General features: G+C 35.6%; 16 protein-coding genes. 9 read left to right on the top strand and 7 right to left on the bottom strand.

The window, feature by feature from the left end; all coding sequences use genetic code 11:
• The first annotated feature begins 14 nt into the window (after positions 1–14).
• Positions 15–2,294 (top strand): ATP-dependent helicase, encoded by a 2,280-nt coding sequence (locus tag H6G44_RS14915; protein ID WP_190387223.1) that lies wholly within the window; start codon positions 15–17, stop codon positions 2,292–2,294.
• Positions 2,295–2,619: 325 nt separating this feature from the next.
• Positions 2,620–3,678 carry an N-acetyl-gamma-glutamyl-phosphate reductase gene (gene argC / locus H6G44_RS14910; RefSeq protein WP_190387224.1) on the top strand — a complete coding sequence of 353 codons (1,059 nt, stop codon included), beginning with the start codon at positions 2,620–2,622 and terminating at the stop codon, positions 3,676–3,678.
• A 129-nt stretch (positions 3,679–3,807) separates the two neighbouring features.
• Here the strand turns inward: argC and eno are convergent, their stop codons facing one another.
• Positions 3,808–5,097 (bottom strand): phosphopyruvate hydratase, encoded by a 1,290-nt coding sequence (eno, locus tag H6G44_RS14905; RefSeq protein WP_190387225.1) that lies wholly within the window; start codon positions 5,095–5,097, stop codon positions 3,808–3,810.
• A gap of 427 nt (positions 5,098–5,524) precedes the next feature.
• Here eno and H6G44_RS14900 point away from each other — a divergent pair, with 427 nt between their 5' ends.
• The 3 genes from H6G44_RS14900 to H6G44_RS14890 all read left to right on the top strand — a co-directional run bounded on the left by H6G44_RS14900 (position 5,525) and on the right by H6G44_RS14890 (position 10,467).
• Complete coding sequence (locus H6G44_RS14900; RefSeq protein WP_190387226.1) at positions 5,525–7,546, top strand: AAA family ATPase; 2,022 nt, start codon at positions 5,525–5,527, stop codon at positions 7,544–7,546.
• 14 nt (positions 7,547–7,560) lie between these two features.
• Entirely contained in the window at positions 7,561–10,086 is a 2,526-nt protein-coding gene (locus H6G44_RS14895) for a nuclease domain-containing protein (protein ID WP_190387227.1), read from the top strand.
• Between the two features lie 132 nt (positions 10,087–10,218).
• Positions 10,219–10,467 carry a FitA-like ribbon-helix-helix domain-containing protein gene (locus tag H6G44_RS14890; RefSeq protein ID WP_190387228.1) on the top strand — a complete coding sequence of 83 codons (249 nt, stop codon included), beginning with the start codon at positions 10,219–10,221 and terminating at the stop codon, positions 10,465–10,467.
• Between the two features lie 151 nt (positions 10,468–10,618).
• Here the strand turns inward: H6G44_RS14890 and gloB are convergent, their stop codons facing one another.
• The 3 genes from gloB to H6G44_RS14875 all read right to left on the bottom strand — a co-directional run bounded on the left by gloB (position 10,619) and on the right by H6G44_RS14875 (position 13,694).
• Entirely contained in the window at positions 10,619–11,392 is a 774-nt protein-coding gene (gloB, locus tag H6G44_RS14885) for a hydroxyacylglutathione hydrolase (protein WP_190387229.1), read from the bottom strand.
• Positions 11,393–11,590: 198 nt separating this feature from the next.
• Entirely contained in the window at positions 11,591–11,971 is a 381-nt protein-coding gene (locus H6G44_RS14880; protein ID WP_190387230.1) for a hypothetical protein, read from the bottom strand.
• A gap of 46 nt (positions 11,972–12,017) precedes the next feature.
• Complete coding sequence (locus H6G44_RS14875; protein WP_190387231.1) at positions 12,018–13,694, bottom strand: ABC1 kinase family protein; 1,677 nt, start codon at positions 13,692–13,694, stop codon at positions 12,018–12,020.
• 328 nt (positions 13,695–14,022) lie between these two features.
• Here H6G44_RS14875 and H6G44_RS14870 point away from each other — a divergent pair, with 328 nt between their 5' ends.
• From H6G44_RS14870 to H6G44_RS14855, 4 genes are all read left to right on the top strand, one after another.
• Positions 14,023–14,442, top strand: a complete 420-nt coding sequence (locus H6G44_RS14870; RefSeq protein WP_190387259.1) for a hypothetical protein — start codon at positions 14,023–14,025, stop codon at positions 14,440–14,442.
• 69 nt (positions 14,443–14,511) lie between these two features.
• Complete coding sequence (locus H6G44_RS14865) at positions 14,512–15,204, top strand: Uma2 family endonuclease (RefSeq protein WP_190387232.1); 693 nt, start codon at positions 14,512–14,514, stop codon at positions 15,202–15,204.
• 40 nt (positions 15,205–15,244) lie between these two features.
• Positions 15,245–15,541: a hypothetical protein gene (locus H6G44_RS14860; protein ID WP_190387233.1), complete on the top strand. Its 297-nt coding sequence runs from the start codon at positions 15,245–15,247 to the stop codon at positions 15,539–15,541.
• A complete protein-coding gene (locus H6G44_RS14855) occupies positions 15,542–15,940 on the top strand; it encodes a type II toxin-antitoxin system VapC family toxin (protein ID WP_199291837.1) in 399 nt (132 codons plus the stop codon).
• A gap of 52 nt (positions 15,941–15,992) precedes the next feature.
• Here the strand turns inward: H6G44_RS14855 and H6G44_RS14850 are convergent, their stop codons facing one another.
• The 3 genes from H6G44_RS14850 to H6G44_RS14840 all read right to left on the bottom strand — a co-directional run bounded on the left by H6G44_RS14850 (position 15,993) and on the right by H6G44_RS14840 (position 21,873).
• Positions 15,993–17,735: a tetratricopeptide repeat protein gene (locus H6G44_RS14850; RefSeq protein WP_190387234.1), complete on the bottom strand. Its 1,743-nt coding sequence runs from the start codon at positions 17,733–17,735 to the stop codon at positions 15,993–15,995.
• Between the two features lie 25 nt (positions 17,736–17,760).
• Positions 17,761–19,095, bottom strand: coding sequence for an AAA family ATPase (locus H6G44_RS14845; RefSeq protein ID WP_190387235.1), 1,335 nt, complete (start codon positions 19,093–19,095; stop codon positions 17,761–17,763).
• A 204-nt stretch (positions 19,096–19,299) separates the two neighbouring features.
• Positions 19,300–21,873, bottom strand: a complete 2,574-nt coding sequence (locus H6G44_RS14840) for a M1 family metallopeptidase (RefSeq protein ID WP_190387236.1) — start codon at positions 21,871–21,873, stop codon at positions 19,300–19,302.
• Between the last annotated feature and the right edge of the window lie 160 nt (positions 21,874–22,033).

Here is a 22,033-nt window from a genome sequence, read left to right as displayed (position 1 = left end):
GAGAATAAAAACCAATGAATAATAACCAATTACCTCTGAACAAATTAAGAGAAAATATTGCCCTCATTCGCGCCAAACTGCGCCCAGGACAAACAGAAATGGCGGATTGGCATGGGGGACCATTAGCCGTATCTGCCGTGCCTGGAGCAGGAAAATCAACGGGAATGGCAGCAGCAGCAGCGATCGCTATTGCTCGTCAATATGAGTATTATTTAAACACAGGCAATAAAGAATATAAACAGTTAATTGTTGTCACTTTTACCCGTTCTGCAACTGCCAATATCAAATCTAAAATTCGAGTAAAATTAAAAGAATTATCTTTACCACAAACGGGATTTGCCGTTTATACCTTGCATGGTTTAGCCTTAATTATTGCCAGTCGTTATCCTCATTTATCCGGTTTACAGTTAGAAAATGCCACATTAATCACACCAAATAAAAGTCATAAATTCATCCGCAAAGCCGTAGAACAATGGATAATTAATTATCCTGAAACTTATCTAAGCTTACTTACTGGACAGCAATTTGATGGAGAAGAAACCGAAAAACTCCGTCGTCAGTCAGTGCTACGCACAGAAATATTACCAGATTTAGCTCATACAGTAATTCATGAGGCTAAAAGTTCAGGAATATCACCAGCAGATTTATTGAAGTGGAGTGAACAAACTCAAGATAAATATGGTATTTTAAGAATTGCGGCCGGATTATATGAACAATATCAAAAAATCATGCAATTACAGAATTTTATTGATTATGATGATATGGTATTAGGGGCTTTAAAAGTTTTAAAAAACCCCAGTACCTGCCGCATTGAGCAAAACAAAATTCTGGCTGTTTTTGAAGATGAAGCTCAAGATTCTAGTCCATTACAAACAGATTTATTAGAAAAATTAGCCAGTCAAGAATTTGGAGATAATTTAGATAAATCAGCCTTAAATTTAATTAGAGTTGGTGATCCTAATCAAGCCATTAATTCCACCTTTACACCTGCTGACCCTATTTATTTTCGGGAATTTTGCGAAGATTGTCAAAGTCAAAATAGACTAGCGGAAATGGACCAAGCTGGACGCAGTACACAAATAATTATTGATGCTGCTAACTTTGCTTTAACATGGGTAAATAATCAGGATTTTGCTAAAATCAAACATAGAACAGCACCATTTAGAACGCAGACAATTCAACCAGTTAATCAAGAAAATAGAAACCCTGAACCTGTAGGACAAGGATTAGAACTTCATATTCCTAGAGATATTTATCATACAGTTGAATTAATTTCTCAAAGAGTAATTGAATTATTTGCAGAAAATCCTCAATCCTGTGCAGCTATATTAGTTAGAGAAAATCGACAAGGAAAATGGTTAGCTACTGCTTTAGAACCGATATTGAAAGAACATAAAATTCCAGTTTATGACGTGGGGGAAAAAGAACATCGTTCTCATATTCCTCAAGAAATATTATCATTATTACAATTTTGTGAGCGCCCCCATTCTCCTGATTATCTCAAAGCTACTTTAGATGTTCTTGTTGCAAGGCAATTAATTCCTACTCAAGATATTAATACCCTAGCTAGTGTACCGGAAGAATTTTTATATCCCAGTCCTTTAAGCACACCCCAAACAGAAATAGTGCAAAAAGCGGCTCATTTTTGTCGGAGTTTACTTAGGGCTTATTTAGAATTACCATTTTATCAAATAATTTCTTTTTTCGCCTTAACTTTAAAATATGATCAAGCAGCATTAGCAACTGCTGATAAACTGGCAGAACGGGTAAATCAGCAAATTTTTGGTAATAGTTCTATGGGGGCAATAATATCAACTTTAAGTGAAATTGTCAGTTCTGAAAAATTTGAATCAGTAGAACCAGAAAATGTAGAAGAACAATATACCAAACAAGGACAATTAACAATTATCACTATGCACAAAGCCAAAGGGTTAGACTGGGATTATGTATTTTTACCCTTTCTCCATGAAAACCTAATTCCTGGGAGATTTTGGGTCCCCCCCCAAGGACAATTTTTAGGTAATTTTACCTTACCAGAAGTTGCCCGCGCCCAAATTCGTGCCGGACTTCACAAAAAACCCATACCTGATATTAACCAAGCTTGGGAAGAATCGAAATATCTAAAAACCGCTGAAGAATATCGGTTACTTTATGTCGCTATGACTAGAGCCAAAAAACTTCTATGGATGTCAGCGGATAAAAAAGCACCCTTTACCTGGAGTAAACCGGATAATTTACAAATCTCAGCCCCTTGTCCAGTTTTTACAGCTTTAAAACATCAATTTTCCCAATAAATGAGAATTTCCGTCTCTTAAAAAAGGGCATTGTTCAATTTACCAAGTTAACACAATAAAACCAAATTGTGCAAATAAACATAAAATCAGTGAAAACTTCTTTGCTCTTGCTTATTGCTATAACGACAATGTACTTAATCTAATTAAGTGTTTAGTTTATCAAGTTTTACTTAGTTGTAGAAATCTTTATTATGATAATATCACATTCAGTAAAAATTAGGCGACAAAATTGTTGCATGAGTCTCTTATGTCTCAGACATCAAGGAACTGGATTTTACCTTTACTAAGTAGTTCTCTAGCTAAAAGTGGATAAGGATTGAATATTATGGAAAATTTAAGACGCGTACCAGTTGGAATTGTTGGCGCGTCAGGGTATGGCGGAGTGCAGCTAGTACGACTACTAATGGATCATCCTCAAGTAGAAATTGTGTATTTAGGTGGCGAAAGTAGTGCGGGTAAATCCTTTGCTGATCTTTATCCACAGTTCGGTAATATAGTGAATTTGTCTATTGAGGCAGTAGAACCGGAAATTATTGCTAGTCGTTGTGAAGTGGTATTTTTATCTTTACCCAATGGACTAGCTTGTAAAATCGCTCCCCAACTTATAGAAAAAGGTTGTAAGGTACTTGACCTGAGTGCCGATTATCGCTTTAGTGATTTGAAAACTTATACGACTTGGTATGGTACAGAAAGAAGCGATCATTCTATAGCAGCAACAGCGGTTTATGGTTTACCGGAATTGTACCGCTCGCGCATTGCTGAATCAAATCTTATTGGCTGTCCTGGTTGCTATCCTACGGCCAGTTTACTGGCATTGTCACCACTTTTAAAACAAGGTTTAATAATTCCCGAAACAGCGATTATTGATGCTAAATCTGGCACATCTGGGGGCGGAAGACAAGCTAAGGTTAATCTATTATTAGCGGAAGCTGATAACTCTCTAGGTGCTTATAACGTCGCTAGACACCGCCACACGCCAGAAATTGAGCAAATTTGTAGTGAATTGGCTAGACATGAGGTGACAATCCAATTTACACCCCATTTAATCCCTATGGTGCGGGGAATTTTAGCTACTGTCTATGCTACCATGCGTGATCCGGGTTTAGTTCGTGATGATTTAATTACTATCTATAACGCTTTTTATCGCAATTCTCCCTGGATAAAAATCTGTAACAGTGGCACTTATCCCCAAACTAAATGGGCGTGTGGAAGTAATACTTGTTACATTGGTATAGAGGTTGATCCCCGCACTGGTCGTGTTATTGTCATGTCAGCTATTGATAACTTGATTAAAGGTCAAGCTGGACAAGCAATTCAATGTATGAACTTGATGCTAGATTGGGATGAAACTTTGGGATTACCTAAAATTGGGTTTTATCCATAATTCGGTAATGGGTCATGGGTCATGGGTCATGGGTCATGGGTCATGGGTCATGGGTCATGGGTCATGGGTAATGCTGTTTACAATCACCAATCACCAATCACCAATCAACAATCACCAATCACCAATTGCCTATTTTGGTCCTAAACCAATAGTACCAGCATAGATAGCGCGATCGCCTAATTCATGTTCAATACGTAGTAGACGATTGTATTTTGCTACTCGTTCACTGCGACACAGAGAACCGGTTTTAATTTGACCAGCGCGAGTAGCTACAGCTAAATCAGCAATAGTTGTATCTTCTGTTTCTCCAGAACGATGGCTAATTACTGAGCGGAAACCGTTGCGAGTCGCTAGGTCAATGGTTTCCAAGGTTTCTGTTAATGAACCGATTTGATTTAATTTAATCAAAATCGAATTACCGGCTTTTTGTTCAATACCTCTTTGTAAGCGGGTAGCATTGGTAACAAATAAATCATCACCCACCAATTGCACCTTTGAGCCTAATTTCTCAGTCAGTAATTGCCAACTTTGCCAATCTTCCTCATGTAAACCATCTTCAATAGATACAATGGGATATTGATCAACTAATTCCCCCAAATAATCAATAAACTCAGTTGGTGCATGGGGTTTACCATCATAAACATACTGGCCATTTTTGTAAAATTCACTAGCAGCCACATCTAAAGCCAAGGCTACTTCCTCCCCGGGCTTATAACCAGCTTGTTTAATCGCTGCTACCAACAATTCTAAAGCTACCTGGTTAGATTCTAGATTAGGTGCAAAACCACCTTCATCACCCACACCTGTCAGCAAACCTTTATCATCTAACACTTTACTGAGAGTGGCAAATACTTCCGCACCCCAACGCAAAGCTTCTTTAAAAGAAGGAGCACCAATGGGGACAATCATAAACTCTTGAAAGTCTACATTATTGGCTGCGTGCGCTCCACCATTGATCACATTCATTAAGGGGACAGGCAATAAATTCGCCAAAGGTCCACCTAAATAGCGATAGAGAGGAATACCTAAAGACTCCGCACCAGCCTTTGCAGCAGCTAGGGAAATGCCCAAAATTGCATTTGCTCCCAAATTGGCCTTATTGGGTGAACCATCTAGGGAAATCATCAATTTATCTAGGGCTTCTTGGTTGAGAGCATCTAAACCTAGTAACTTGGGAGCTAGTACCTGATTGACATTCTGGACAGCCTTGAGTACACCTTTACCCCCATAACGGCTTTTATCACCATCACGCAATTCATGAGCCTCAAATGACCCCGTAGAAGCCCCGCTGGGAACTTGTGCCAGTCCGATAGCGCCATTAGCTAAGTGTACCTCGGCTTCGATGGTTGGTCTACCCCGTGAGTCGAGGATTTCGCGGGCGACAATGGCTTCAATAGCAGTATCTAGGAATTTCGTCATGGGTGGTTTGTCCTTGATTTTGAGTATGTCGTTGGAGTTTAACTTTTACAGTTTACTAATAACCCAATCGTTAGCTTATGCCGATAACAGAATTTTTTGCCTGAGACTAAAGAAGATTTCCGACTTTGCATGATCTCAGGGGAAATTTGATAAGTTTCTGATCACGTACCGTGGCATTATCCATAACCTGGAGAATGGTAATTAATGTATAAATTACTTCATCTAACTACTTGATTAATTTTTTTTAAGCTTTTAACCGTATAGTTCCATAAGGGGACAGATAGTTGTATTTTATATAAATGTAAAAACTAATATCAAGACTTTTAGCAACAACGCTCTAACGCTGACAATATCCATAGCTAAGTTAATGTTACAGCAAATCTTAGTTGCTGGTAAGCATAAAAACGCAATTACCATCAAATAGCCTATGACTGAAAATGATGAACAGGAATTTAATAAACTACTAGCAAAATCTGATAGTGAGTTGATTAAGGACATTCTTGAATACAATCAAATTTCATCTCTTGTATTATCTGGATTCCTAACCGTAAACCCAGGTAGTCGTTATGGATATTTTAAATCTGTTCTTGATCATAACGGACGAAAAATAAAATATCCTAATGGTGATCATATTGATTATGTATTTATTTACGATCCTTATGAATTAGAAAAAGATGAACGGTATTATTTTGAGTGTGAATTAGAAAAAAACCTGAAGGAAAGGAGAAACAGGAACAATCCTTATTTATTAAAAACTACTGTTGATAGAGTTCAACAGGGAGAAAAATTAAATAGTCTTGTCAAAGCCATAGAGGAAAAGAATTATGAAATTAACGAACTAAATCAGACAATTAAATATTGGGAGGAAACAATCGCTCAAAAAATCACTGAAATTTCAAAAAATGAGAGTTTCATATCGGAGTTAAGTGAAAAAATAGAGTTCAATAAAATACAACTTGACAAAATAAAAAATCAAAAAACGGAAATGGAAAACACCATAAAAATTCTCCAGCAAAGGATTAATATTTGCCGAAAATTAGAGTTTTTGAACGAGGAGGAGGAAAGACAGTATATTTCACTATTCAGAGAAAAATACGTTATTCCTAGTAATTATTTAAGTTTTGAAAACGAATTAGAAAGTAGTTTTGTAAAATTAGCAGATCATGTACATCAATATTTATTTCATCAGAAAAATCTGATTTATACAAGATTTCAGATCAGAAATTTTTTGACCCTATTAAGAACAAATGATTTAATTGTTTTGAGTGGTTTGTCAGGTTCGGGTAAAACCCAAATTGTCAAAGCATTTGCGGAAGCATTGGGTGGAGTTGCCAAGATTATACCTGTTAAACCTAATTGGACAAGTTCAGATGATTTGCTGGGATATTATAACCCTATTCAGATGTCTTTTCTGCCCACACCTTTCACAGAAGCAATAGTAGAGGCTATTCACAATCCAGATCAATTATATCTCATTTGCCTAGATGAGATGAATTTAGCAAGAGTTGAATATTACTTTGCAGATTTTCTTTCAAAATTAGAAGAACGCAGTAATCAACCAGAAATTGAATTATATGCCAAACATGAAGAAGAATTATTCATATCAGAATTTAAAACTTTATTAAACCTGCTTGAAAACAGTGCTAAGGATATTGAAATAAAATCTTGGCAGGACTTTTTAAACAATCATGAGGCAAGAACGCGCTTTTTAGAAATTTTTGGTAACAATGAAAAAGAATCGCTTTTGCAATTACACACCAAAACCAAAAGACGTTTAATGGATATTTTGAAATTTCCATCTACTATCAAGATACCGAATAATGTCAGGTTTATTGGTGCTATTAATGTTGATGAAACCACAAATTACTTTTCACCTAAGATATTAGATCGTGTACACATTGTCAAGTTTGAAAATCCACTACTTTATGAAGCAAAGGTAAAAACATTTTTTAAAAGTTCAGAATATGATCGGAAATTAGCACCAGTTTATGTTAACCCACTTGTTTTTTCTCAAAGAGAAGAATACCCTGCAATGGATGATTCCTACATTAGTATGAATTTAAAAGAAATAAATGAAAAATTTCTGTTACCTTTAAATATTGACTTTGGTATTAGGTCTATTCGTCAATCACTGAACTATGCTAAATTTAATCACCAAGTTTATGAAAATTACAATAATAATGATAAAATTTCCCTAAATATAATCATTATTCAAAAAATCCTACCTCGCTTTTCCTTTGATAGTAGCCAAGTTTCCCAAAATGGTAGTAGTAAATTAGAGATATTAGAACTTCTCGTTTCTCATCTCAAAACTCTGTTTAAAGATTATTACCATAAAACAGACGGTAGTGAAGAAATAGGTAAAGTCTCCGATGCTTTTATGTCGGAAATGATAAAAAAAGCCAAAAATAACCCTCAAATTGACTCTGAAATTAACTTTTTTGCATAATATAAAGGAAAGACATGATGAAAGATTTTGAAGTTTTAATGATTTCTGTTGAATGGGAGTCACGCGACAAATATTTAAGTATCACCAAAAGCGCAAGGCCATTGAAACCAACAATAAAACCTGCCAACATAAATACTTATGAATATGATATTGTTCTCTATACTCAAGAGGATGGTAAGTATTTTCAATTTTGTGTAAAAACACCGCACACACCCTTTTTAAAAGGTAGTGACGGCAAATATCATGAGTCTCTTTTTAATTTGAAAGATGATTTATGGATAATTAAAAGAGAATGGGAGATAGGACAAAGGGGAATTGGATATCATCATTGTCCTTCTATAAATACAATTGGTCAAATTGAAATTGGCATTTTAGACAATTTTATTTCAATTGATATAAATAGCAATATTCTGGATTTTGACTTTGAACAACTTAAAAATGATTTTGAGGGTGAATTATGGAATTTAATCACCTCCCAAAAATCAGAAATAACTTCTAGTAGATTAGAGTTAAAATACTATGATAAAATATTCCGTTATTCAGAAAGTAAGTCAATTATTGATTTTTTAAAAGCTTATGATGCAATTGAAACAAAACCTAAATCTGAATTATTAACCTCAAAAGGTATTGCCAAAATAGAGAAAGTAAAACCTATTGCTGAAACTTACAGAAAATTAGTAAGTATTGGTGGTAGTGCTAGGGTTTTACCTTCAAAAACATTTATTGAAAATTACGATATTTATGAAAATCGCTATTTATGTTTGATGTTAAATAGTATATATAAAATTGTTTCAAATAATATTAATTATACTAGCAAACAGTTAGAATCTTTGGAATTTAAAATAAATGATAAAAAGGCTAAAATTAAAGTTTTAAATGATCCTAATCCTCAAGTTAATCAGGAAGAAATTATAGAAGAAATTTTATTACAAGAAAAAAAAGTGCAAAATATGGAGGAAGAATGGCAAAACATTAGTCGTAATATGCCATTTGATAGTCAACAGAAATTTTATACCCTAAGTATATACATTAAATATAAACATAAAAAATCCAATAGTGGGTTCTGGTGCAAAACCGATAAGACACCATTTTGTCTAATCAACTTTCCTTATGCGTGTTTAAATTATTTGGAAGAAGAACAAAAATATACATTTGAATTTTCTTTTATAAAAGATCGTGATATTAGAGTGGATAAAGGAAAGACTTACCCACAGTTCACGATAACGGGAATAAAAAAGATAGAACCCTATTTGATAGAAGTTGAAAAAAATATATTAAATCAACGACTCAATAATAAACAAAAATTAGAATCAAATAATTGGGTTCAAATATTAACACAAAAAGACATAAAAGAAAGAGAAAATCAAGTCAAAACTCTAGAGAATGATATCAAAAAACTTGAAAAGCAAATTAAAGACTTAGATGAATTTGTAAAAGAACAACAAAAATTATTACCATTAATAGAACAAAGAATAAGAAAGACATTTTTTAAAACTATTAAATGGCAAAATATTCAAGGTTTTACATCTTCAATGACTTTTATTCAAAATATAAGTTATCGAAACGCTTTAAATTCATATAAAGAAATATTAAAATCTGAGGGAATAGATTTGGAAGTTTTTGATCTTTATGAAAAAGCTACAACTTATGGTATGAGAGAAATACCTCAAATTTATGAATTATGGTGTTTAGTTTCTATAATTAAGACATTAAAAGAACCATACGGATTTCAATACAAATCACAGGATATTCGTACACTCCTAAAAGTTATTAATCCTGAAAATAATAACTTGAATAATCAGGTAACTATTAATTTTAAAGGAGACTTGAATGGGAGAACAATTACTTTATATTATCAAAAAACACTCCCAAATAATAAAAGACCTGATTTTATCCTGGAAATATCCATTAATGATAGAAAAATTTATCTTGTGCTTGATGCTAAATTTAAAAATTATAATTACAAAAAATCTTTGAATTATGAGATCAAAAATTTAAATGATAAATATAGCGACACGGATTATTATGTTTTTATCTTACACCCCTGTAATGATTTAACTGGTGAAAAGAAACCAGTAAAAATGACAAATCATGGAGGTGATAAAATTTATTTTGGTGAAGAAGAAGATCAAAAACCTACATTTCCATTTCACAAATATGGATATATTACGCACAAACCAAATTTTACAGATAACCTAAAAAAATTAATTGGAATGGCTTTTGAGTATCTTTTAGAAAGTAATAAAAATGCAAACAATGGAACTACAAAAGATCCAAAACCTACTAATGATTTATTTTGTTTGAATTGTGGTAGTACCAGCGTAGATCTTCACCCAAAACAAGATGCAAAAAAATACACAGCAGACTGTAGAACTTGTGGACATCAAACACACATAAACTATTGCTGGAATTGTTCAACAAAATTATTTAAACATGGCTATTATTGGGACTATCATAAAACATCTGTTTGGAGTAGCTTTGATATTCATTGTCCCAATTGCGGTATGGCATTTGCAGATAAACAGATTTTTGACATCTGACGCACCTTAGTAATTGCTGTGTTTTAAGCTACAGAAAAATCTGCAAATTGCCGATATTCAGGACGAATAAACCCTGATATATAACCCTGAAAAACGCTATAATATAAACCTATCCCAAGCTATGTATGAAATATGAAAATAATTCTAGATAACTTAGAACCCAACCTAGTCGAAAATCTCAGATATCAAGCAGAACAACATGGACGGATTCTAGAGACTGAGTTAAAACTAATTTTAACACAAGCTGTTACCAAAAATATCCAAGAAAACTTTCAGGAACAAACATTAATTCCCCTAGAAATATTAGCAGCACAGGTAAAAGAGTCCTTGGATAATAAAGGATATCATTCCCATAAGCAAATTAGAGCATTTCTAATTTGATTGTGATATCAATTATACTGTGGCATTAATAAATAGATTTTTGATAGAGGTCTAGGAATCATAAACCTCTACATATGGCACTTACGGGTGTTATGAGGTACATATTTTGCGGGCAAGATGCCCGCACCACAAGAGTTTTATATCAAAATCACTAAAAATTATCCTTCATTCCCCGAATTCGGGCAAAGGTTTGGATTTTATCTTTACTCTTTGCTGTTGCTTGTAGTGATGGTTCATTCCAACGTAAAAAAGGATTTGTTAGCTTTTCTACTCCTAAAATTGATGGAACTGTTGGTTCTAATTTATCTCGTTGAGCTTTAACATCTTGATAGCGTTTTTGTAAGTCTGCATTTTCAGCATCTACAGTTACAGCAAAACGCAAATTACTTAAAGTGTATTCATGAGCGCACCAAACGCGAGTATGATCAGGTAAAGCTCGGAGTTTACTTAGAGAATCTACCATTTGCTCCGGTGTCCCTTCAAATAAACGACCACACCCCCCCGCAAACAATGTATCACCACAAAACAATTCTCCAGACTCTCCTGGGCTTTGTGGGGGGAAATAGTAAGCAATATGAGCGCGGGTATGTCCAGGTAAAAAGAATATATTAGCAGTGCGATCGCTAAATTGAATACAATCACCTTCCTGTAAAAATACCTGTTGTCCGGGAATCCTCCCCCGATCTTCTGCACCTCCATAAACTTTCACATCAGGAAATACCTTAATTAACTGTGTATTTCCACCCACATGATCGCCATGGTGATGAGTATTAAAAATTGCCACTAAATCAGCTTTAATTTTTCTTAATTCCTCTAAAACTGGTTGTGCTTCCGCAGGGTCAACAACAGCCGCAATATTCTTCTGTGGATCATGTAGTAAAAATATATAATTATCTGAAAGTACCGGTAAACGAATGATTTGCATTAGTCTTTTCTCCCACAAAAATTATTTAGTAATTGGTAATAACATAACTGTTTTCATCCTGTTAATCCTTTAATTATGAACATTCTGATTCAGACAATGTGCCTAAATAAAAACTTAAATTAGTAATGATTTATATCAATATATTAACCCAGTTTAATTAATTTAGGGGTGCAATTTCTGCCCCCTAATTAATTATATCTAAGACCAAGAATCTAAATCTAAAGACTGCATTCCCTCACTTTTCACATAATCAAGTAAACCTCCCAACTGTCTCCAAACAAAAAAGCAAGTTAGTAAACTCATGGGTAAACCAATACTTAAAGCCATATTGGTAGGAAAACCAAATATCTCAAAACCAGAACAAAGAAATAAACAAGAACCACCAGTAATACCCACAAATGGCATTAATAATTGTTTATAAAAAGAACGGGTATTAGTCTTTTCTTTAGCTGATTTATCCTGCGGCCATTCCTGAACAATTACCTTTAATGTTCCAGATAAAGCTAACCCAGAAGTAAAAGCAGTGAGAAAACCAACTAATAGTAAAAAGTAAGGCGGTTGTAAAGGGTAATAGTACATTAAAACTCCTGGTTGTTATTAAAATTCATTTTTATTTGCTAACAAATTACTTTGCTAAAATAGCTGCTACACTGTCTTTAGAAAACTCTGTTAACAGGCTAATTGCCACATTTATTAACCGATTTGGCGGTAAATCATCCTTAACTAAATCCCACAGACGTTGGACTTCTTCTGTGTGTAAACGGTCATCTTCAGTTAGAGCTAAAACCAACTGACGACGCAAGAATTTACCTTCCTCTGAAAGAATAAATTCTAACCCCATTTTTGCCGTTGGTAAAACATCAAATTGACTATCAGTGCGAGCAATGGTAATCAAATTTTCTAACCTTTGCCATTGAAATTTACCATCTTTAAACAACACATTCAAGAGCCGTCGTCGTAATGCGGGAGATTCCCCAGTTAATAACCGCCGTGCTATGTAAGGATAACCCACTTCTACGATTTTGAAATTGGGGTTTAAACTCAGCGCAATACCCTCTTGTGTCACCAAAGAACGAATAATCAAAGCAAACTTTGCCGGTACACGGAAAGGATATTCATACATCAATTCCGAAAACTCATCAGTAATAGTTTTGAAGTTAAAATCCTGGACATTTTTGCCAATAGCATTTCCTAATACCGCTTCCAATGCAGGAACAATAGGAGCAATATTAGTATTTGCCGTTAAAAAGCCCAAGTTGACAAAATCTACCGCTAAATCGGCGTAATCCTTATTTACCAAATGCACTAAAGCATCAACTAAACTTTCTTTAGTTGTTTCCTCCAATTGGTCCATCATACCGAAATCAATGTAAGCCATGCGACCATCAGACATAGCGAACAAATTACCCGGATGAGGGTCAGCGTGAAAAAAACCATGCTCTAATAGTTGTTGTAACCCAGTAGTTACACCTACTTGAATAATTTTTTCTGGGTCCAAACCGACGGATTGAATATTGTGAGTATCTGTGAGTTTAAAACCATTAATCCATTCCAGGGTTAAAACATGATTACTAGTATAATTCCAATAAATACTTGGAACTTTTACTTGCGGGTCATTACGGAAATTATGGGCAAATTTTTCCGCATTTCGTCCTTCATTGATGTAATCAATTTCCTCAAATAGCTTTGTCCCAAATTCGTCTACAATTAAAGTTAAATCGTGGCCGAGATTCAGTGGTAGCCAGGGAGCAAGCCAACTAGCAACCCAACGCATAAGATACAGGTCTTTTGTTAGTAACGGACGAAGATTAGGGCGCTGTACCTTAACAGCCACTTCCTCCCCAGTCAGTAAGCGACCTTTGTATACTTGACCCAAACTAGCCGCTGCTATCGGTTGAGGGGAAAGTTCCCGAAAAATTTTGCTAATGGGTCGCTGTAAGTCCGTTTCAATGATCTGGTATGCTAGATCACTATCAAAAGCTGGTAACTGGTCTTGGAGCTTTACCAGTTCTGCTAAGAAATCCTTACGAATCAAGTCGGGACGAGTCGAAAGGGCTTGACCAACCTTAATAAATGTCGGACCGAGATTTGTCAGTAGAGTCCGCAACTGGGTAGCGCGTTTTCCTTGATTTTCCTCTACTTGGTCTTGCCATTCGTCCCACTTGAGACTAAATATAAATCCAGCAAAAGACCAGATTATTCTCAGTAGTCGTCCCCATGCTAACCAGGGACGGTAACGAAAGTAACGAGCGATAGTTTCTGGATTGTACTGCTTTAATTTAGTAGATTGATACTGACCCACGCCTTTATTTGCCTCTCCAACAATTTTACACCATCGCCTTGATCCTGAATGCTAACTTAGTTGTTGGCACAGGAAAATGGCAGTTTTTAGTTTAGAAAAAACTTTAACCGAATCTAGCGGACAATAGGTGAAGAAATAAGCCTATTTAGCTAGATTCATTGCTCTTTTTCTTAATTATACTTCATAAAAGTACAAACTTTTTGTATGTATTTGGGGTATTTTATCATTTCTTAATGACTAAACCTTTTCCATAATGTAGTTAATTTTGTCACCACTCAGTAAAAATTTTGAATCAGTTAGGCAAATCACTAGTAATGAAATCCAAGCTATGCGGGAATTAATGCCTGATTATAACCCTGGACTGGAAGCAATGGATCATTTAGAAAGGAACAATGGCGACGTGGAAAGGGCTTTTGAGGATTTATGGCAAGCAAAAAATGGTCAAGCTATGATGGGGGGAGATAAGTCACTTTTACAAATCACTCTCAAAGCCTTGCGAAATGAACTTTGTGGTGATGACGGGTTTCGTGGTCAAATCAAGGAATATACCAGAAATCCGGGCAGTTCTCCTTTACTCACTGGTGTTATAGTTTCCTTAGTGGGTTTAGCTTCGTCCAGTGGTTTACCTCTTGATCCTGCCATTGCGACCGTTATAGTTTTATATATCCTGAAAATAGGCGTAAATATCTTTTGCGATTACACTGAACCCCCGGCTGCTAGTGGTGGAACTTTACCCCCAGCACCATAATTGATTATATACGGGCGGGTTTTCCCGTCCTCTGCTGATTGTGTAAATTAATTCTTGGAGCTATAGCAAATGGTAATGCAGCGGCCACAAACTAACCCAACTCCTCAAATTCTACCATTAGAAAATGGCGATCGCTTATCACGCCATGAATTTGAACGTCGTTATGCTGAAAGTCTCGATATTAAAAAAGCTGAATTAATCGAAGGAGTAGTTTACGTGGCCTCACCCTTACGCTTTCAACGTCATGCAGAACCCCATAGCAATTTAATCGGTTGGTTGTGGAATTATCGTATTCATACCCCCGGAATTAAATTAGGAATAGAACCTACCATCAGATTAGATCAAGATAATGAACCTCAACCCGATGGAGTTTTATTAATTGATGCAAGTTTAGGTGGAAAATCTCGAATTACCGATGATGATTATATTGAAGGCGCACCGGAATTAGTCGCGGAAATTGCCGCCAGCAGTGCAGCTTATGATTTATATGATAAGAAAAAAGCCTATAAACGGAACGGCATTCAAGAATATATTGTTTGGCAGAGTTTAGAAAATAAATTAGATTGGTTTGGGTTACATGACAGTGAATATATATTATTGAAACCTGATACAGAGGGAATTATTAAAAGTCAAGTTATGCCGGGATTATGGTTATCTGTAACCGCATTATTAGCAGGAGATATGGTTAAGGTTTTAGAAGTATTGCAAACAGGATTAAATTCACCAGAACACACGGAATTTTTACAGCGTTTATCAGGTTGATGATATAATTTAAGCCAAATATTCACAAATAACTCAAGTTATGAATACAGAAGTTTTGCATTTTTTCCAAGAATCACATAAGCAGGATTTGGAAACAATCACTCAAATTTTGGCTGATATAACCAACCGTAATCCTGAAGAAATTAAACCATATTTAGATAGAATACTAACGCAATTGGTAGAACCGCAACAAGAACGACCAATTAATGAAACTGCTACTCCAGAAAAACGGATAGCTGCATTTCAAGCATGGGTAGAGAGTCATAGAAATCTGAATTTACCAACCCTTTCTGATGAAGCAATCAGCCGAGAGAGTATTTATGGTGACAGGGGTTAAATGCCTTATCTTATAGACACAAATATATTATTACGTAGCGTTGATTTATCTCATCCTATGAATAGTGATGCTGTCAATGCTATCAATAAATTGTTAGGTCAGGGCGAAACATTACATAGTGTCCCGCAAAACTTAATTGAGTTTTGGAATGTTTACACTCGTCCCATTGAGAGAAATGGATTAGGACGTACAGCAATAGAAGCAGAAGTAGAAATACAAAGATTAAAAACTATTTTTCATCTTGCTTTAGATACCGAAGCAGTTTATTCCGAATGGGAAAGGCTTGTTATTACTTATTCTGTTATTGGTATTAATGTGCATGATGCGAGACTTGTAGCTGCAATGCTTGTTCATGGGATAACTCACATTCTGACATTTAATATCGTTACTCGGAAATAATAGCTGTTAATCCCACAAAGATGAATGAATCTGAGAACTCTATCTTTTAACATCACTCTGGTAATCTCTCTAAATTCTCCCTCGCAATATTCCCCCAATATTCATCTTTATATTCAATAAATATCTCTAACGCTTTTTGTAAATTTGTTCTAGCTTCTGTATAATCTTCTTGTGCTTCTGCTAGAGTGCCTAAATTGTGGTAAGTTGAGGCTTGAGAATATCTATCCCCAAATTTGATAGATAAAGCTTGTTGATAAAAGTCCCGTGCTTGGGCATATTCTCGCATTTCTTGGGCTACCATTCCCAAATGGTGGTAGATTCTAGCTTGAGAAAAGCGATCGCCAAATTCGATACAGATAGATAAAGCTTGTTGATAATAGTCTCGTGCTTGGGCATATTCCCGCATTTCTTCGCCTACTCTTCCCAACTGGTGGTAGGTACTAGCTTGAGAAAAGCGATCGCCAAATTCGATACAGATAGTTAAAGCTTGTTGATAAAAGTCCCGTGCTTGGGCATATTCCCGCATTTCTTGGGCTACGATTCCCAATTCGTGGTAGGTACTAGCTTGAGAATATCTATCGCCAAATTCGATAAAGATAGATAAAGCTTGTTGATAAAAGTCCCGTGCTTGAGCATATTCCCGCATTTCTTGGGCTACTGCTCCCAAATTGTGGTAGGTACTAGCTTGAGAAAAGCGATCGCCAAATTCGATTTTGATAGCTAAAGCTTGTTGATAAAAGTCCCGTGCTTGGGCATATTCTCGCATTTCTTGGGCTAATATTCCCAAATTGTGGTAAGTTGAGGCTTGTTTACGATGATCATCTAACTCTTGATCAATTGCTAAACACTGTTGATAATAGTTCCTAGCTTCTAAAAATTGCCGTAAATTCAAATAAGCATTACCTAATTTAAACAAAGCATAACCTTCATAATCACGGTTCTTTAATTTCCGCGCAATATCTAAACCCTGTTGATAATGATCAATCGCTGTTTCAAACTCCCTTTCCTCAGCAAAAGCATCACCAATTTTATTTAAAACCTGACGTTTAAAATTAACATCTGCTAATTTTTCCGCAATTTGTAAAGCTTCTGCTAAATATTCCCTCGCTGTTTTCGGTTTATGCTGACTAATATAAGCTGTTCCCAACTCCAATAAAATATTGCTATACCTGCGTAAATTACCATCATTCGTTTGCTCACCGGTAGGCTTATATTCCATCAATAAACTTTGTAAAATCTCAATTCTTTCTTGCTTTTCCTGTGGTTCTACTCTATCAATTTCTATATTAGATTGTAAAGTTTGAGTAATCGCATTTTCTTTAGTTTTTTCTAAAGTTTTAAATCTAAATACACCAGAACGCCAAGCCCAAAAATCAGGGGCAAATTTAGCTAAACGGTTAATAGCGTAATCTGGTAAAATAAATAATATAGGATAAGGGACAGTTTTTTTATAAGCATCCCTGACAAAATTCAAATCTTGTAAAAATGGTGGATATTCACCAAACACACCAATAGATTTTTCTAAACCTTGAATAATTAATACTAACTTTTTATTTACTTCTCTTTCGATTTTTGGCAATTCTTTGATAATTTCATCACGCAAAAAGCGCAAATTAGGATCAGCAAATTTGAGAATTACAAATTGAATTTCTTCACATTGGGAATTTGTTTTTAATGCCTCAATTAATAACTCTCCATGAGGAGAAAAATTAATCTCAATAAATCCCAAAGTAAACTTTTCCGAAAAATCTATAAATGTCAATAATTCCGCCAAAATATCTTGATTTAGAGCCATAAATTGCCCCAATTCGGCATCAAAATCAGGTTGTAATATCTGCCAGTGCTTTTTTGAAGAATTCAGTTTGCATCACTACTGGGTTAGGATAATTCCATTGGTTATCGTCATTGTAGACTAAAACAGAAGTACTAAACAGCATTAACTGTCCAATATCATCTTTACTTACATTTTTATTCAGATAAACTTGCGCTAAAACTGGATAATGTTCTTCAGGAATAAATCTTTCAAAACTAAATTGTTGTTCTTTGACAGCATAAACAATATCTTCAGTTTCAATCTTACTATGATTTTTGATTTTAGCTTGTATGCAACTAGTTCGCATCATTTGCATTAGTTGACGCACATAACCACCACTGGCTTTAGCTAATTCCAGCAATTCCTGACGGGAATTAAACACAGCATCAACATCTACTCGTTTTTCAATTAAACTTGCTATGGCATCTAATCCAATTTGATCATAGTTTAAATCACGCCCATTCCGATCAAATTGGTATATATTCACCATTGGTATAATGTGAACTTCACCATCAAGTAAAGCTAGAGGTTTTTTCGGTGAACAAAGAATAGAAATGGGAACTGTATAAATAATTGTACAGTGCAGTTCTTGTAATTGGGCTGGATAGTCAAAAAATAAATGATCTGCAACCGCCGGGGGAACACGATCTAAGTTATCAAAAATAATTAATAAACCCTTAGAGTCTGGATATTTTTGTCTCAATTTACCACAAGCGTCATCTAGTAATAGATTGATATCTGCCTTGAGTCGAGAAACATCTTTTTCTAAAGTTTGGCGAATTGTATTCTTTTGTTTATCAGAACCTTTGATTTGCGCCAATAGCTTAACCATTAATTTTGCAATAAATGGTGCACCATCTTCTAAACTGGCTTCCACACTGGCATATTTTTCTAAACTTTCACTTTCTTTTGTAATTTCTTTAAACCATGCTTCAAAATTATTTAATAACTTTTGATCAAACTTTAACCCTAATTTCCGCAAAGTAAATTCAACTTGCTTGATCACAATTAAATATAAATCTGTATAGTTAGCATCATTAATATCTGTTTCTTCATCTACTTCTATATAAATAACATGATAACTTTTTTCACATTCTTTTTGAATGCGTTTTAATTCGGTACTTTTACCACAACCACGATATCCAGCAAATAAAATAGTGCTGAAACTTCCTTCTTCTTGAAATTCTAAAATTGTAGTTACATGATCAATGCCTGAGATTTTACGGACTGCTGATAAATCAACATAATATTGTTCTATTCGTTCACCGTCTAATCGTCCTAAAGTGCAAGCATTATAAGCAGATTTTAGAGTATTGGCACGTTGAAAGTTAGATTGATTCATAGATAAAGTAATATATTTAGGAATCTCAAGGAGTCAAGTTTAATTTTAGTTGATTCTTTGCCATTTTCGTGATCCTGATTGAGAAAAAGAAAGTTACACCACTTAAAGTAATAACCACCTAACCATAATTATAGCGGGCAGGATGCCCGCACCACAAGATTTAGCTACATCAGGATTGTAGAATTTAGCTGGTTAACAGCTTACTTACTTTGATTTGGCTTCTAGATTTTCCAAACGGCTTTTCAATTCCTGATTTTGCTGTTTAATTTGATCTAGTTCCTCTCGTAACTGCTTTAGAGTTTTGTCTGTGCCTATATTCTTTTGCACCTTACTAACTTCTTCCTCAGCGTAGCGACGAACACGACCATCTGCGGTTTGATTCGCTAAAGATTGCAAAATACCAATCGCTTTTGGCGTTTCCATTTGTCCCAAAGCTGTTAAAACTGCTACCTGAGTTAAAAAGAAAGTCTCTCTGGCAATTTCCGATAATCGATCTAAAATCCTTTCTATATTAGCCGGAGTTTGACCAGTGGAAATTTTGCCTAAAGCGCGAATTGCGGAGAGTCGTAAGGGTTGTGGTATACCTATTTTTGTGTATTCCAACAGTAAATTTAAAGCTGCTTCCGAAGATTTAAATTCAGATAAACCAGCTACAGCCCCACTGCGAACAACTTCATTCCAACCCGCTCTTTCCTCTAATACAGATTTTAGCAGTTTAATTACTTTATCTTCATGGGGTTTATCTTCTAAATGCGCCGCTGCTATAGCTCCAACAGTTCTACAAGCGGCAGCTTCTACATAATAGCTTGCATCTCCATCTTGCACAAAACCTTTTACAGCTTTATAGCTATTATGAGTTTTGATTTGTGATAAAACACCAATCACCGCTCGACGCACAAAGGGGCTAGGATCATTTAAACCAGCTACTAAACCATCAAAGGCTTGATCTAATTGAACTTCTGCCAATTGTTTAACTACTTCAACGCGAACGCCCCAAAAAGAATCATTTTTCAAAGCTAAGGAGAGAGCTTGAGTTGCTTCCAATCCGCCTTTCTTCGCTAAAGCTTCCGCCGCATAAATGCGAGAAATCGGGTCGAGATCAAATTCTAACTGGGCTTTTAATTCAGAAATTGGGTATTCTAAAGTAACAGTTTTTAAGTAATTATTCCCCACATCAAAACTAATAAAATCAGGTTTTTGTGATAAAGGAAAGTAAAAACTTTGTTCTTTTTCATGTATCCGCACTGTAAAATTTATTAGCTGTGGATTTTTCTTGTATCCAAAACCAATGGGAATTTTCAGATTAAATAAATCCTTACTTTCAGCTTTAGCTTGGGTTTGAGTGACAGTCACCTTTGCCAAATTTGCATCATTATCCCAAGAATAAGCTACCTTAAAGTCAGGATGACCACCACGATAGACATATTGATCAAAAAGGAAAGCTAAATTCCGTCCAGTGGCTTTTTCAATGGCTCTTAATAAATCTATAGTTTCCACAGTTTGGTGAGCATTGTCCTGGACAAAAGTTTGCACAGCTTGCCAAAATAACTCATCTCCCAATTCTGCCCGAATCATGTGATAAACACAAGATCCCTTTTCATAAATATGGCGGTCATAAAGTTCGATCGCTTCTCGGTAAACATGAGTTACCATAGGTCTACGGTAGCGACTACTATCTTCATTAAAATAACTTCGCGCTTCCGATAATCGGTAATATGCGGCTTCTTGGTTGCCATATTCCCGTTCTGTCCACATTACCTCAGAATAAGAAGCCATACCTTCCTTAATCCAAGCGTGAGACCAATGTTTAATAACCACCAAATCCCCAAACCATTGGTGTGCCAGTTCGTGAACGACTAAACTTTCAGTATTACGGTTGTCTAATATAGCTCGTTCGTCCAATAAACATCGGTCAGTTAATAGAGTGGTAGAAGTATTTTCCATTCCTCCAAAAATAAAGTCATCTACACAAACTTGGGCATATTTGGGGAAAGCGTAAGGATAACCATACTTTTCGCTCAAGAATTCGATCATTTGGGGAGTTTTGCCCATACTGCGTTTAGCATCTGCTTCTCGCCCCTTTTCGACGTAATAGGTAACGGGTTTACCATGCCACTCGTCCCGAATTTCCGCAAAATCACCAACAGCCAAAGTCATTAAGTAAGTAGGATGGACTTGTTGCTGTGACCAATGGTAGGTTGTATGTTTTGCCTCTGCTATGGTGTCAACCAGTTCACCATTGGAGATAGCTACCAACGGTTGAGGAACACGGACGCGAATTTCTGAGGTTGATAATTGACCGGGGTAGTCGAAACAAGGAAACCAATAGCGAGAATCTTCGTCCTCTCCTTGAGTCCAGACCTGGGTGGGTTTGTGGGGGTAGTGTTTGTCTGGTTGAATAAAGTAAATACCTCGCTGGGGTTTTTCAGCAGAGTAAGCGATCGCAATTAACAAGCGATGACCAATTTCGGTTGGTTGTGACAGGTTAATACAAAGTTGTTCTCCATCATATTCAAACTTTTCTGCAACTTCGTTTACCTGTACAGCCTCAATCTTCAAATTGACAGCATCCAAAGTCAAGCGCTCAATGCCATTCCGAACTGGCAATAGACGAATATTACAACTTCCGTAGCACTTTTGGGCAGGAATATCCAAACTGATATCCAAAAATATATGTTCTACCTGTCCAGGACGGTCAGGGTTATAGTGTGGTTTTGCCCCTGGTAACTCAAACCGTTTGTGTCCGGTTTTTTCGGTATCAAAATAAAACTGCGACATTGATTATTACTAGCCTTATAATCCTAAAACATTTACTGGGATGTAAGTCATGCAAATAAACAAGTGTAGCGTAGTATGACATCTTTTGACTGCTTGATCCTGGTAGCGTCGGCACTATCTGATCTACAGATTAATACAGCTAATTTAGCTACTACTGTTA

The sequence above is a fragment of the Aphanizomenon flos-aquae FACHB-1287 genome, assembly GCF_014698755.1.
Taxonomy (GTDB): Bacteria; Cyanobacteriota; Cyanobacteriia; order Cyanobacteriales; family Nostocaceae; genus Dolichospermum; species Dolichospermum flosaquae.
Note: the sequence above shows the minus strand (reverse complement) of the source record. Positions and strands in the feature narration are given on the sequence as shown.